At 42.8% G+C, this 14,187-nt stretch carries 12 protein-coding genes and 1 pseudogene; 9 read left to right on the top strand and 4 right to left on the bottom strand.

Annotated elements, in window-relative coordinates; genetic code table 11:
• The first annotated feature begins 213 nt into the window (after positions 1-213).
• The 3 genes from F6K38_RS10140 to F6K38_RS10130 all read left to right on the top strand — a co-directional run bounded on the left by F6K38_RS10140 (position 214) and on the right by F6K38_RS10130 (position 4,866).
• Entirely contained in the window at positions 214-522 is a 309-nt protein-coding gene (locus F6K38_RS10140; protein WP_287356564.1) for a helix-turn-helix domain-containing protein, read from the top strand.
• Positions 523-1,058: 536 nt separating this feature from the next.
• Positions 1,059-4,502, top strand: coding sequence for a plasmid replication protein, CyRepA1 family (locus F6K38_RS10135; RefSeq protein ID WP_287356562.1), 3,444 nt, complete (start codon positions 1,059-1,061; stop codon positions 4,500-4,502).
• Between the two features lie 190 nt (positions 4,503-4,692).
• The gene (locus tag F6K38_RS10130; RefSeq protein ID WP_287356561.1) at positions 4,693-4,866 is read left to right on the top strand and encodes a hypothetical protein; all 174 of its coding nucleotides are present in this window, start codon (positions 4,693-4,695) and stop codon (positions 4,864-4,866) included.
• A 771-nt stretch (positions 4,867-5,637) separates the two neighbouring features.
• On the opposite strand, the gene F6K38_RS10125 is transcribed toward F6K38_RS10130, so the two are convergent.
• A complete protein-coding gene (locus F6K38_RS10125; RefSeq protein ID WP_502709573.1) occupies positions 5,638-6,381 on the bottom strand; it encodes a tyrosine-type recombinase/integrase in 744 nt (247 codons plus the stop codon).
• A gap of 247 nt (positions 6,382-6,628) precedes the next feature.
• Here F6K38_RS10125 and F6K38_RS10120 point away from each other — a divergent pair, with 247 nt between their 5' ends.
• Positions 6,629-7,060: a pentapeptide repeat-containing protein gene (locus F6K38_RS10120; protein WP_287356557.1), complete on the top strand. Its 432-nt coding sequence runs from the start codon at positions 6,629-6,631 to the stop codon at positions 7,058-7,060.
• A gap of 10 nt (positions 7,061-7,070) precedes the next feature.
• Here F6K38_RS10120 and F6K38_RS10115 read toward each other — a convergent pair whose 3' ends face one another.
• Positions 7,071-7,697: a hypothetical protein gene (locus F6K38_RS10115; protein WP_287356555.1), complete on the bottom strand. Its 627-nt coding sequence runs from the start codon at positions 7,695-7,697 to the stop codon at positions 7,071-7,073.
• Positions 7,698-7,936: 239 nt separating this feature from the next.
• Between F6K38_RS10115 and F6K38_RS10110 the strand changes: the two genes are divergently transcribed.
• Positions 7,937-8,587, top strand: coding sequence for a PEP-CTERM sorting domain-containing protein (locus tag F6K38_RS10110; protein ID WP_287356553.1), 651 nt, complete (start codon positions 7,937-7,939; stop codon positions 8,585-8,587).
• A gap of 390 nt (positions 8,588-8,977) precedes the next feature.
• Here F6K38_RS10110 and F6K38_RS10105 read toward each other — a convergent pair whose 3' ends face one another.
• On the bottom strand, positions 8,978-9,139 hold the full coding sequence (locus F6K38_RS10105; RefSeq protein ID WP_287356551.1) for a hypothetical protein: 162 nt from the start codon (positions 9,137-9,139) through the stop codon (positions 8,978-8,980).
• Positions 9,140-9,978: 839 nt separating this feature from the next.
• On the opposite strand from F6K38_RS10105, the gene F6K38_RS10100 reads away from it, so the two are divergent.
• The 4 genes and pseudogenes from F6K38_RS10100 (at position 9,979) to F6K38_RS10085 (ending at position 13,436) form a co-directional block, all read left to right on the top strand.
• Complete coding sequence (locus tag F6K38_RS10100) at positions 9,979-11,502, top strand: hypothetical protein (protein ID WP_287356549.1); 1,524 nt, start codon at positions 9,979-9,981, stop codon at positions 11,500-11,502.
• A gap of 119 nt (positions 11,503-11,621) precedes the next feature.
• On the top strand, positions 11,622-11,765 hold the full coding sequence (locus tag F6K38_RS10095) for a hypothetical protein (RefSeq protein WP_287356565.1): 144 nt from the start codon (positions 11,622-11,624) through the stop codon (positions 11,763-11,765).
• 267 nt (positions 11,766-12,032) lie between these two features.
• Positions 12,033-12,212 (top strand): annotated as a pseudogene (locus F6K38_RS10090) (tetratricopeptide repeat protein); the annotation flags it as partial.
• Positions 12,213-12,449: 237 nt separating this feature from the next.
• Positions 12,450-13,436 (top strand): DNA/RNA non-specific endonuclease, encoded by a 987-nt coding sequence (locus F6K38_RS10085; protein WP_287356548.1) that lies wholly within the window; start codon positions 12,450-12,452, stop codon positions 13,434-13,436.
• Positions 13,437-13,438: 2 nt separating this feature from the next.
• Here the strand turns inward: F6K38_RS10085 and F6K38_RS10080 are convergent, their stop codons facing one another.
• Complete coding sequence (locus F6K38_RS10080; protein WP_287356546.1) at positions 13,439-13,870, bottom strand: nuclease A inhibitor family protein; 432 nt, start codon at positions 13,868-13,870, stop codon at positions 13,439-13,441.
• Between the last annotated feature and the right edge of the window lie 317 nt (positions 13,871-14,187).

Here is a 14,187-nt window from a genome sequence, read left to right as displayed (position 1 = left end):
CTTTGTACAAAGATGGCCTTCCTTTGATGAAACGACTAATTCAAGCTCGTTGCTCTATTACTGCTCCTCCTACTCTTCCGATACCTCTCTAAACCTGACCAAACGTCTTTCCAAAAGAGCCACACCCTTTTAATTTTGTCAAGTGAAATTTGACATTTATTTTAAAAATGACTTAAATTTGAGATGTACTATAGATAAAAAGCGCTCAAACCAGTGGAAATACAGTACATCAAGACCATATACATAGAAGGATTAGCAGCCAAGATCAAGAGAATAAGAAAAGAGGCCAAGCTCAAAGTTACAGAGCTAAGTAAAGCAGCAAACATGACCAGAGCTTATTGGTATGCGATAGAAGGTGGGGTCATAACACGCATTCCAGAGACTACCCTCCGCAATATAGAGGAAGCACTGCAAGTTGACTTAGGAGTAAAAATGCTTTGCTGCGACACTGCCTCCAGTACCATCTCAGATTCGACCCACATCCATCAAGAGAACAAGGGGGAGTCGGAGGTGAGCGATTGATTTTTCATTCTTGAGGCGATCGCGAAGAACTTGGGTTTCTCGATAAAGCACTTTACTTTACATTGGTAATCCCGCAATTTGGCTACGCCGACGTTGCGAGATCGCACCACTGGGACAAACCCTTGACACTCTCCTCGTCCATAGGAGGACACCCGGAAAGGTTATGCAGGTGATTGATACAAATAATTTATATGTTTTGCAATGACCGATAAGTTATTCAAAACAATCAACTTTTTTTTTAGGTCAACTAAACAAAGTCTGCTTATGGTTACTCGACTATTTTTCAATTAAATAAACAAAGTCAACTTATGACAAATCGGCTATTCCTTAGTCAACTAAGCCAAGTTAGCTTGATAAAACCAAGAAATACTTTCAGTCAACTAAACCAAGTCAACTTAGCGCAAACTGGATTTTTGTCCTGAGATCCGATATTTTTAGAGACGAAAGCCAAGTCTAGCGGTATCATGACTCCAACAGCCAAAAAAAAATGGCTAGACCGCGCGGCCTAGCCCAAAAACTTTTACAATTCTAAAAAAGTGAAAAATCTTTATAATTCTAAAAATTTTCACCCTTTCGTTTTAAGCTTATCTGTTAATACCAGAATTGAAAACTCTCCTCAGGAAGATGATCGGTTCCCTGAAGCTCTATACTTACCGCCCCGAGATCCATCAAGCATACTTCCCAAGTCTACCCAAAACGGAGAGACAAGTCAAGAGCAAGGCGAAATAGGAAAGTCACCATTTCCCCACATATTCGATCGACACTACAAAGAGTTGAAGCTCTCAGCGATCGCAGACCATGTGATAGAAGCCTCAGAGATGTGGTCAGATGACGGACAAGGGGCTAGAGACTCTTGGGTGAACCAAACCTTAGAGTCAAAGGAACTAGAAAGACAGAACGGTGGGCACGTAGCCAAGCGGGAGCTGTGGAGGTTTAACTATATTGGCGATGGAGCTTGGTTTTACCCGGAAACCCGTGGAATATCAGCAAAACCAGATAATCCTTTCTACTCCAAGAAAAAGAAAGAGAAAGGTCCACTAGAGAGAAGTCCATTCTATTGGAAAAAGAATAGACTGAATGAGTTAGGTACAGAAGAGCAGGTCAATCGCAATCCAGTAAAGTACGTCCGTCCTCCTGGACAAGAGGCTGGGATTATCAAGCCTTCAATTTGTGAGCAGTCAGCAATTGAGATAGCTACAAAGCATGGACTATTAGACAAACTCCCATACGGAAAGGACGCCCGACGTTGGCTAAAGGCGAACCTCCCCGAAAAAGCCGAGGAATTTAGGGGACGAGAAGTACACGGAGGCACGATTTTTTGGGATTGGCTAAAAAAACACCCAGAAGTCCCCATCCTATTAACTGAGGGGTGGAAGAAGACTTTGTCTGCGATTAGTGCTGGGTATCCGGCATTAGGAATCGCTGGTATAACTATGCATTCAGAGAAAAAGAGTGACTATCCAAACCAGACTCCTCCTCTCAAAGAAGAACTCCTAGAGTACTGTCAGCCAGGTCGGGGATGGAACTTAGCGTTAGACCAGGACGAGAAGAAAAAGACGAGACAGAATGTACACAAGTCATTGTTGGTGATAGGATCAAAACTCAAAAGACGCGGATGTAAAGTCAACATAGTTGAATGGCTCCCCAGCCAAGGAAAAGGGGTAGATGACTTTCTGTATGCTCACGGACAAGAGGCTTTTGAAAAACTAGTTGAAGTGGCAAACCCTTTTGCTACTTGGAAGGTAGACCCAAGAAGATGCTTAACCAAGGGAGAAGGCAAAAGGTTTATTGAAATCAAGAAACGATGGTTGACTTTTGATAACTTGCCATCTCATGAAGAAGCACTAGAGTCGGGGTTTCTGGGCATTAAGTCTCCAAAGAATACAGGCAAGTCTACAGTACTAAATGAATACCTGCCAGGATTTACTGAAATGGGTCTTCCAATTTTTAGTTTGTCTAACAGAGAACAGCTAGCCAGAAGCTTGGCAAAGAACTTAGGTATTTTCTATATCGATGACACTACAGCACAGATGCGAAGACTCCTTAATGCCTTGGCACTTTGCATAGATTCTTGCCATCCAGAGTCAAAAGCTCAAATAATAGCCAGGGACTGGGTTGGGTGTGTTGTCTTATTAGATGAATGGACTCAGATTCTCCTTCATTTACTATTAGGGGAGACTTGCAAGAAAAAAAGAATCCAGATTATCACGACTTTTGTTGAGATACTGAGAAATGCCTCTCTGGTCATTGCTTTAGACGCGGACTTGGATGACGTTTCAGTCAATTATTTAAAAAATACAACAAAAGCTGAAGAGCCAATCATAATTCACAACACAATAAAGCTTCCAGGGTATACTTCCTTTATTTTTGAGTCAAAGGATGAATGGTTAACTAAATTAGTGGCGCATATTGCTGATGGCGGAACCCCTTACATATTCCTATCGGCCAAGAATTATCAATCAAAATGGGGCTCCTACGATATGGAAAAGTTCCTGAAATCTCTTTTTCCACACCGCAAGTTTTTGAGGTGTGATGCTGACAGCGTGGCAGAGCCAGGACACCCAGCTCAGGGCATAGCTAGCTCTATAAATGAATATTGTGAAGCGAATCCTGGGGCAATAATAATAGCCACTCCTACTTTAGAAACAGGGGTAAGTATTGACGTCGATCACTTTACAGCGGTTTTTGCGTTTGGAAATGGGATAATCCCCGAGAACAGCCTGCGGCAAGCGGCTGGGCGAGTGAGAAAGCCTGTTCCTCGCTATTTTTATGTGACCAAAGACAGCAAAAGAAGGTATGGAAAGAAGGGGGTCACTCTTCCTGACTGCTACTGGGCGGAACACAAGAAATTTTACAATGACTTACAGCAAGCATGGATAGACCAAAGCTATAGACTGGGCTTTTTGAATGATGAAGATCAAAGGCTTTACCAAGAAGACCCTAGTGCTCCTTTTGTGCCAGAACTAGCGATGAGAACACTATCCGAATTGGCTACTAGGTTCAATGAAATAGCTCCAGATTACCGGGAGCATGTAATAGAGGGATTGAAGAGAGAGGGGCAAAAAGTACTCCCTGGATATATTACAGATAGAGATATTGAATTATCTGGGATGAACCCAAAAAATCTAAGTGCCTCCCTTACTGATTGTCGGAACAACATGTACGAAAAACACAAGGCTGAGATCGTTAAAGCGGAAGACTTTACCGATGAAGAGGACTTCCAGCAGGCATGCGACCGCTTACAAAAGACTAAAGAAGATCGGGACAGGGTTCGGAAGCACAAGATTCAAAAGCGATACGGTTTTGTAAGTGAAGAGCTCATAGAACTAGACGACAAGGGGATCGGTCCAAAGATTGAACTACTGTACTTCACGACAGTAGGAGAGAAATTCTTAGAGGCACGGGACAAAGCCTTGGTTACTCCACATGTAAACGAAGGGGCTTTCCTCCTGCCTGACGTTATCAACCCTTTGATAACGCCTAAGAAGAAAGTAGCCAAGATAGTCCTTGAGTTCATGACGTCTGAGAAATGGTGCAGGATTGACCTATCCGACGGTGAGAAGAAATACACAAACGAATCCCCTGAATTGATCAAGTTTAAGCAAGGGATAACTCACCCTGAAGTAAGGAAACAGCTAAGGAGGGTTGGACTTGGGGACTACAAACCAGAGAGTACTCCCTATAACTTATTTAAAAAATTTCTTTGGACTGCTTTCGGGATAAAGATGAAAAGAACGAACGAGAGACAATCTCAACGGAAGGAGAAGCGCCATTACTTTTATCAGATTTCTCAGACGACTGGATCACTAAAGATTAAGGATCAAGTCTTTGAGTACAGGCTGAAGAAGGATGAAGAGAGGCAAAAAGAAAGGGAGAAGGAGCTAGAGGAAAATGGACCACCAAGAATTTTAGAACTCCTGGTGATGGGACGGGAAATAGAGAATCCTATAGTCTGGCCAAAAGATAGAGCGATTGTGTAGCCGCTATTGCCGCTCATTCACACCCTAAAAAAAAGTAAAGATAACAAAAGCATTTAACAGAATATACCGATTTTATTACAAAAGTCGGTATATTCTGTTGTCTTTACTTTTTAAGTGTCTAAAAAACAATAAATATAGATAGATAAAAAACTCTTCTAATTAATATTGCGCGGCAGGAGGGGTGGATTGAGTGGTGGTGGCGATGGCCCATCCGGAAGTGGAGCAATGGCAGCTTTTGGAGGTGGGGCAATGGCGGGAACTGATGGAGCATGTGAAGACTAGGGTGCAGGGTACCAATTCAGACCCTAGTCTCACAACCATATACAGAGAAAAGAAAGGCGTCCAGGATACCACCCATTGTTAACAGCAATCCTACTAGTGGTCTAATTATGGACAGTCGATCGGCACACCCTCAATAGAAAAGCCCCCAGTAGTACCCATTGGGGGCACAAAAAGCAATAGTGATTATCCTTGGATGATTTCATGGTGGCATCTTTGTTGGGTCTCTTTAAGAGCCAGGAGTAATCAACTAACTGTTGTCTTTTTCCATCGCAGCAAAAGAGAACAACCGACAGCTAACAATACAGTAAAGTAGTATAAAGCCCCTTATGGCCTAAAGTAGTACAAAGTCTTATTGGCTCCCATGTTTTCCCGTGAAGTACTGCAACGACAACGATCGCGGCGATTTTGAATAATTCTCGTCGAAACTACAAATTTTGCCGAGTTCAAGAGCAGTCTGATCGAATATTATGCCGGTGAGATTGATGAACCCATTTTTCAACTAGACTTTGAGGGGGACGGCGGTATCATCACCGTGTAACCCTCCAATAAACAGAAGTATGTATAGCCCCGCCTTCTGGACCTTTTTTGCAGCATCGATGATGGGTAGACAATTTTGGACACATATAACCCTTTAATCAGAGGAGCGATCACATGGCCCCGGAGGAAAGCGATCGCGTCAAATATGGAAAAACCAGCAGCTTTAACTACTGATTCTGCAAGTCCATGTGAGTCTACAGCTCCGCCTCTGCGAAAACGGCTGAGATTAGTATTGAAACTCTTGCCCAGACTGGGCTGAATACCTCTGCGATAGCAATCGAGATTACCCTTGATGTTACCCCCGAGAAGCCCTTTGCTAGTTGGTTTTAATGGCCTTGCAGATGCGATTGATGTGAACCCCCTTTGAAGTGGGTGTGGAAAGTTTTTCGCTGTTGATGCGTACGCGCTTTGCTGCAGAAAATCCTGGTTTAACGGTGTAATCCGGCTTTTGTTCATTCGGCTCGGCGGACTCAACCGGACTAAGCATTGACAAGGCACTGATAGCTCCCCTTACCTGATCCGGTCGCACCTCCAAGTACTTGTACAACTCATCCAATGTCCGATGCCCGGATATTTCCTGGATTACCCGCAGGGGAATTCCAGCGTTACTTAGCTGGGTGAGTGCTGTCCTGCGGAAACTATGAGTACTGACCCCTTCTATATCCACACGCTTACACGCCTCCCGAAGGATCCAGCTGGCGGCATCTGAGGTGATGTGCCCTTTCCCGTGTCTCCCTGGGAATAGATAGTTTCCCCATTTCGGAGGGTGGTAGTCCGTTAAGTGTTTTCGCAAATCTTCTAGTACCGGGATGGTCCGGGTGGCAAGCTTTCCCTTTGTATTTCCTTTCCTGAATAGAACCACGGGACGCACGGAACCTTTGCGATCGTAAACATCCCTTATCCTTAAGGTCACCGCTTCATTGACCCGACAGGCAGTGTAGAGCATTACGGCAAACAGCGCCCGGTCTCGTGGCGGGTTAAGGGTTGCCCCTTCGTTGAACAGGATCTGAATTTCCTCTGTGGTTAAAATCTTTGCCTGGCCATGGCGGTCGATTTTCATGCCGCACGCCTCAATACACCCATTTCGTACCATTGAACAGCTTGGGTGTCCCCGAGTCAATACAATGTGGGTGCGATCGCGTAGCGTGGACTACGGTCAATCGTTTCAAAACAGTCTCTCAGTTAATAAACACAATCAGTCAGGGTTTATTAAGAACTATTTCCAGTTTATTGACAAGAACTACTTACTATACTAAAGTAATACAACTAAACTTCCCTATCCCCTCTCCTATATATGATTCTGGCTAATGAAAGCTAAAGAAGTTCTGAGACGATATGCAGCAGGAGAAAGGGATTTCCAAAGGGTAAATCTTAGAGGTCAGTCATTCCGGGGAAAAGACCTTTCCGGGGCAGATTTTAGTGAAGCTGATTCTGTTAGTAGTCAGCAAAGCTATGCTAATCAAACTAACCACGAGGGAGCTGACAAAAACCTAGCCGAAGCAGCAGCAGAAATCCAGCAACTTATGGAGCAACTATCCCAGACTAATCCCACTACAACAAGCAAAGAAAAGATGATAGTCGTCAGTGAAGTTGTTGACCGAATTGAGAATAACCCAACCCTAAAAGCTAAGGTAATCAATTCTTTGAAAGCTGGAGGAGTGGAAGCTTTCAAGGAAGCCCTAGACCATCCCTTGGTTAACATCTTGATGGCTACCATTGAGGGATGGACAGAAGCTTAGGAGTAAGCTATCAGTTATCATTCCCTGTTCCCTGTTCCCTATCCCCTGTTTCCTGCTCCACACGCCAAGCAGTTTCCCTTCCAATCTTCCCCGATTTAACAAACACCCAGGAACCCCTCCTGTAGGTATCCTCACCCTTCCTGGTGTGAGGTTTTACTTTTATCAATTCTCTGACCTCCGATGTGGTCAATAACCACCGTTCCTCAGCAGCCATCTTCAACTGCTGCATGTATTCTATGGGACTCAAGGGCTGCATTCTGTTGATATTAGCTCTCTCAATACCAGAAGCAATGGTATTAATGAACACTTCTAATGCTTCCCGTTCTGCGTTCCAAAACCTTGTTCGGTGAACGTCCGGCGAACTGTCCGGTGAACTGTCCAGGGAGATACCTTCCTGACTATCTTCCGTAAACCCTTCGGTTAATAATGGCTCAAAATCTTCAAAGGTTCCACCCCTTTCCAAATGGGTGTTTAAACGATCCAATTCTTCCAGTTGTTCACCGGATATAAAGGAGCGAGTCCCCTCTTTGTTGGGCTTGATATTGGCATGCTTAAATCGCTCGTAAAGAGCACTGCGACCTATATTGTATCGGGTCTGTAAATCCTTGATAGGAAACTTGTCTATTTCTTGAGTCATAACCATTTGCTGGATGTTCGTTGAATGTCCACTGGATGTCCACCGGATGTCCACTGAACATTTTATATCCATCCAGAGGAAATAGGGAGTAGGGAATCGGGAATCGGGAATCGGGAATCGGGAATCGGAAACATCGTTTAAAGATTTCGTGAAGAATCGGGATTATTGTTGACTATTTTTTGGTAGTCACTTATTATACTGTTGTTAGTTATATATAACAGGATATTTTAGAAAAATTTATGTTTAGATCCAACGTAGTTCAGAAACTAGCAAGTACCTCTCCCAAGGATTTTAGGAAAGCACTGTTATTTACAGCTTCCACATTGACTGGGGCTATGGTAGCTTTCTTCTCTTCCCAAAATCCTGCCTCTGCGCTGACTTGGGTATTCCAAAATGTTAAATTTGATGACGGTGCAGATTTGATTGGACAATTCGACTTTTCCAATGGGGAATATTCAAATTTCCTTATTGAGCCTACTGGTGGTGATACCGCTTTATTTCCGCCATTCATCTATTCACCATCAACCTCATTTGTTCTAGGTAGTAGTGATTCGAGATCATTAAGTTTAAGGAGTAACGCAACTGTCCTTGTTCCAATTTTTGGTGGACCCCAATTCAGAATAGATAGTATGCGTTCTCTTTTTATTGATTTTGCGCAACCTTTAACAGAAGCTGGAGGGTCTATTGATCTTCAAAGGACAGCCGGACTTGGCGGAGATTCGGAGTTCAGCAGTTTATCTACATCCCCTCCGTTTGGGAACCGGGCATTAGTGAGTGGCTCTGTGGTTTCTGTACCAGTCCCCGAACCTACCTCCACCATCGGCTTCCTCACCCTCAGTACCCTCAGCGCAGCCTCAATCCTCAAGCGCAATCTGAAGTCATCCAAATAATGTAATATTACCGGCATTACAAATTCCGCCTATAAATTGACCTAGTTCCTATTTCCGACACAAATCAAAAGGGACTAAGTTGATTTTTATTTAAAACACATAATTCTTATGTCGGTATTAGGTAGACACTCCGATTTGAGTATGGCTTTCCATGGGAACTAGGTAGACATTTCGCTTGGACTGCTGTCTCCTACTCTTGATTTTTCGCAAATTGTGCCGGTAATCCCCAGACAAGGAACTTCACTATCACTTGGTCATAAATTTATTGAGCTTCCCCTATACTTACCACTCCCACCTTTTACTTCATAGTTTAATCTTCATAATTAATACTTACTTTATATTTGATAATTTGTCCCTAATAGGGTTTGATTTTTCATAGTTTAATTTTAATTAATCCTTAATAATCTCGGCTCTTCCGGCTTGGCGGTGATAAGGCAAGCTTATATCACGTAATTCCGCCAGTTCCAGCCACGTTGATTTTCGATTTCGTGCCTTTTGATACGTTTTAAACCACAGATCCGGAAGAGCCATAATCTCTAGTTTAATCTTCATATTTGATAATTACTTCACACTTTAGTCTTCACAATTAATACTTACATCATATAGCAGTCCTAAATGATTCGTGAAATATATTGGCCAAAGCGTTCGCTATAACGCTTGCCCAGCAACAATTCCAGATTTTGCTGATTTTACAAATGATTTAGGATTGCTATATTTGATAACTTATCCCTAATAAAGCTTATTTTTTCATAGTTTAGTTTTAATTGATTCTTGATCTTTTCTAGTTTAATCTTCATAATTGATAATTACTTCACACTTTAGTCTTCACAATTAATACTTACATCATATTTGATAATTTATCCCTAATAAAGCTTGATTTTTATCTAGTAAATGAATTATTCTAATCACTAGAAAGAAAATAGGGAGCTAGTTTACTCCCCATCGGTAAGATAGCTGTTTCTTGATTATTTTCGGGTTCCCTTACTGCCAAAGATTGTGGTTGCCTGAATAGACATGGTGTTTAACACTCCCTTGAATATTAGATTCCTGAGGGGGTGACATGCAAGTTAAAATCCTTACTGGATAATACGTTCAGCCGATCTGTTACAAAAAGATACATGGTATTTTGGACTGACGTTGGACATAGTTATAAGGGTTTGAGGTTCCAGAAAATCATTCGTAGGGTCAATTTGCGAGTTGATCTAGGCTAAGATAAATGGCCTCAAAGCCTTATCTAGTAAGCTTTTCATTGCTCATGTTACCCCCTCAGATTAGATTCTAGTGGGTGAAGTGGAAAATATTTTATTTCCAAGTAAAGCTGTAAGGATTTGATCAATTGATTAACTCCTTGCTGCTTACTATTGGCTTGTTTTTGACTAGGAAAATCAAACATGAAACTTATTTATAGAACCATTACATCAACAGCGATTGCCTCAACAGCTATTCTTGGTATTTCTGGTAGTGCAGAAGCAATCAATCTGACCCTTGATATAGGGTCAAACTTTACAAGTAGCACATTTGGAGTTGATACTGGTTTTGTCCCACCGGACACAATGGGTGCAGTTGGTTTGGATCATATTGTTGAACTAATCAATGGACGTTATAAAATCTATGAAAAACCAACAGGTGAAGATGTTAAAAGTCTTTCACCTGATGTGGATATTTCACTTGATGAATTTTGGAAAAGAGCAAATGTTACTCCAATGGGGGATACAACGGCTCTATCGAAATCATTTGATCCTCGGGTGCTTTACGACCCCTTTAGTGAGCGGTGGTTTGCCACATCAGTAGATAATGCACAGAACGCTAACAATATCCTTTTTGCTGTATCTGAGTCCTCCAATCCCATTGATGGGTGGACTGGCTTTAGCATTGATAGCGATTCAACTGATCAGCGTTGGGCTGATTTTCCCACATTAGGATTTGACAAAAATGGGGTTTATATATCTACTACTTTGTTCGATATTCCAGATAGTGGAGATGATGACGGAGTACGATCTTTGGCTGCGGTTGTAGCACTACCAAAAAATGATTTGCTAGCAGACACGCCAAGAATTAATGATGAAAAACCAACTTTTGAAAACAGGTCAGATATTGGTTTTAACAACCAGCCAGTTGTTAATTTAGACAATACGGATATACCTGCAATTCTTTTATCCAATATATCCGACAACCAATTTAGACGCTCAAATATTACAGGAAACATAAACTCACCAACACTTATACCGAGCGGTACAGTTGATGTTATGCGGTTTTCTTCACCACCAAGTGCCGAACAACCAGGTCCTAAGCAAAACATTGATACAGGAAATAATCGCTTTAGCTCAAATCTAGTTTTGATAAATGGCTCAATTTGGGGGGTTCAGTCAGTAGAAAACTTTGGTCGTTCAGCACTACGTTGGTTTGAAATTGATGAAGCTACTAACCAACTCCTTCAAGAAGGTTTGATTGCTAGCCCTGAACTTAGCTTTTACTATGGTTCTATTGCCGTTAACGAATATAACGATGTTGTAATCGGTTTTAGTGGATCGGGTTCGGGTGAGGAACAATTTGTTAGCAGCTATGCAGTTGCTGGTCAAACAGTTGGTGGAATTACGACCTTTAGTGACCCACTGTTGTTAGAGGAAGGTGTTGCCGACTATGAGTTGATTGGCAGGGATGATCCCCTACGCCGCAATCGCTGGGGCGACTACAGTGCGACAGTTGTTGATCCTACTGATCCCTTTACTTTCTGGACTTTCCAGGAGTTTGTTTCGGCTGAAGATATATGGTCTACGCAGATTACTGAGCTCAGAATTGCTAGTGCAGTGGTTTATGAACCGACTTCGGTTTTAGCCCTGCTTGCAATTGCTGGTTTAGGAACTAACGCTGCTTTGAAGAAAAGGAAACCTACCAAGTGCTCATCTATTAAGTAGGGCTTGCTGGAAAAACCGGAAACCCAATGGCATCAATGCTTTGAGCCACCTTAACAGTTGCTTAAGTTCAAGGAAATCTGGTAAAATCTGTCAAAACCCTTGCACCGCCATCAGGGAAAATGTACCAAAAAGTTGAGTCAGCCCCCAGCCAACCGGAAGATTTTGAACTGCCCTTTGAGGGAAAGTTATCACAAAATAACCGTTGGGTAATCATGGCTAATCTAGCTATGCAAGGATTTAAACGTTGGGCAAATTCTATATAAATTTTTTGGCGAAGGGTCAAACCTTCGCCAAGTGAGATGACTCACATCTTGCACTAAGAAATAGTGAAGCCTTAATCAAACAGTTTTAACCAAAGGTGCGACCCGTGGCGAATTTAATTCGCCACGGGTCGCACCTCTTTTATGCATAGCCGACTAACCATAAAGGCTTCACTATCCTTACGGTAACTTCTGACCCTGTTCCGCTACCTGAATGCCAGCAACGGAACTAGTTCCCATTAGACTCAAAACCACCCTTATGTAGCATCCAGCCTCAACAACCTGGCAGGACTGTACGATAACCAGGGTCGGTACGAAAAAGCGGAACCCCTCTACCAACAAGCCTTAAAAATAGCCGAGCAGGTATTAGGTAAAATTCATCCCAATACTCTCCTGATCAACCGCAATCTCACAACCCTACAACTTACAGTTCTACAAAAATACGATTAGCCCACTTTCCGCTTTCCGCGTTCGCGTAGCGTGACCTGCATGTCAATCGCGTAGCATCTCCAAGGCGAGAATCATGCACCATCCAAATCCCAATGCACTGCCTCTACTATGGTTAGATTTAGCATAAGTTATCACTATCAGCTGGTCTTTATGCTAAAGTGAGCGATCACGTTATTCACCTAGAAAACTTATTTTTCTCGTGTGATGATACAAAACGGTACAGAAAAAACGGTACAGATGAAACGAATATTTTTAATAGTGGTGGCGATCGCCTGGTTGGGTTTGGTCTTCTTCACTCCTAAAGTCGAAGCTTTGAATTTACCTGAATGTGTCCTAAACGATTGCAATTGCAGTGACTTCGCAACGCAGCCTGAAGCACAGGCTGTATTCAATGTCTTTGTCAAAGACTTTTTCAGATTAGACAAGGACGGTGATGGCATTGTCTGCACTAGTCTCCCTGGTACACCTAAAACTGAAAAAGTTGAGCCTGAAGCGAGTGAGCTTTCTCAACCTAAGTCATTGTCGAAATTGGTGCTAAAACAAATTAAGTTTGGCAATCCCAGTGATGCTGATACTGTACTCAATAATTATCTAATCCCCAAGGAGCAGTTTGTAATCTCATATAATTGCTCTCGCAACCTCGCTAACTGGGTGTCGTGGATGGTGGACGCCAGCTACCTGGGAGATGTTGAGCGTGCTGATGATTTTCGCCCAGACCCCGATTTACCATGCTATCAGCCCACACCACGAGACTACAGAAGAAGTGGGTATGACCGGGGGCACATTGCTCCTAGTGCTGACAGAGACAGCAATAAGGAAGATAACAGCGCCACATTCTACATGTCGAACATAATGCCCCAAAGTCCCTCGAATAACAGAGAGGTTTGGAGGGAACTAGAGGGATATGAACGGGATATTATTACTGAGCTCGGTAATAAAGCGGTTTATATTGTGGCAGGCCCTCTAGGAAATATCGGCACCATTGGGAATGGTGTCACTGTTCCAGAGAGTACATGGAAGGTGATTCTGGTTGCTGGTGCAAATGGCAGTCCCAGCCAGACCATTGCTGTAAATATCCCGAATAACGAGTCGGTGAAGAACACAGACTGGCAGGATTATCTCACAACAGTTAATAGGATAGAAAAACTAACAGGCTATGACTTCTTTAAAGAATTACCCGATGAGATTGAGGAAGTCCTTGAGAGCAAAGTTTATCAACAGTAGACTTACGATTCTACTTCCATAGTTTTTAGGGCAATCCATTGTTCGGACTCAGCCAAGCCTGTTACGAAAACATCGGCTTCAGCTTCTCCTGCTGTGTAGATGACGATCGCTTCGAGGTTTTCTTGTAATAATTTCACCAAGTCTTTGTAGCGTTTTACGTCTTCTCTATCTTCCTGGCCATGCCAGTCTTGTTCTGTGGTGGCATTGAGGAAGAATGTCTCGAAGTCCCTAGTTTTTACTGGTGCCTTTCCTGAAAGTTTAGCGATCACTTCAGCTGTGGGTTCCTCATCAAGGGTCAAGAGTTCCCACAATTCGTCACTTGCGCTGAGCCAGTATAAGTTGTCAATTACGCTGTTGAGTTGTGAGAGCAGGTCAGTCATGGGAGGCAGCGGAGAATGGACGGTACTATTGTATTGCCAACGAGGCTTTTTCACCTAGAAAAAAAGAATGGGAAATAGATGCGTACGCCATTGGTAAGCATGGAAGCGTACGCATCTAAAGCTTGTCTCATAGTGGAGCAGGACCCCTTCCCAGAGTAGACAAATAAACTGCTGCTGGATGCCGAGTAAGAGGTACAGCAGTAGTAAGGGCAAGGGAATTACTTGAATTAGTCGCGCAATGCAATACCGTAGCTATTCCGATAGTAGCACTAGGACGAGCGTAAGACTTATTTGTAACAAACAAAAAGCCATCTTATTTCCCTCAATACCTATTAACGGCATTATGTACACTTTTGGTTATCTTTTTAGTT

Source organism: Moorena sp. SIO3B2 (genome assembly GCF_010692525.1).
Taxonomy (GTDB): Bacteria; Cyanobacteriota; Cyanobacteriia; order Cyanobacteriales; family Coleofasciculaceae; genus Moorena; species Moorena producens.
The sequence above is the reverse complement of the archived record's forward strand: the minus strand, read 5'-3'. Positions and strand labels throughout refer to the sequence as shown.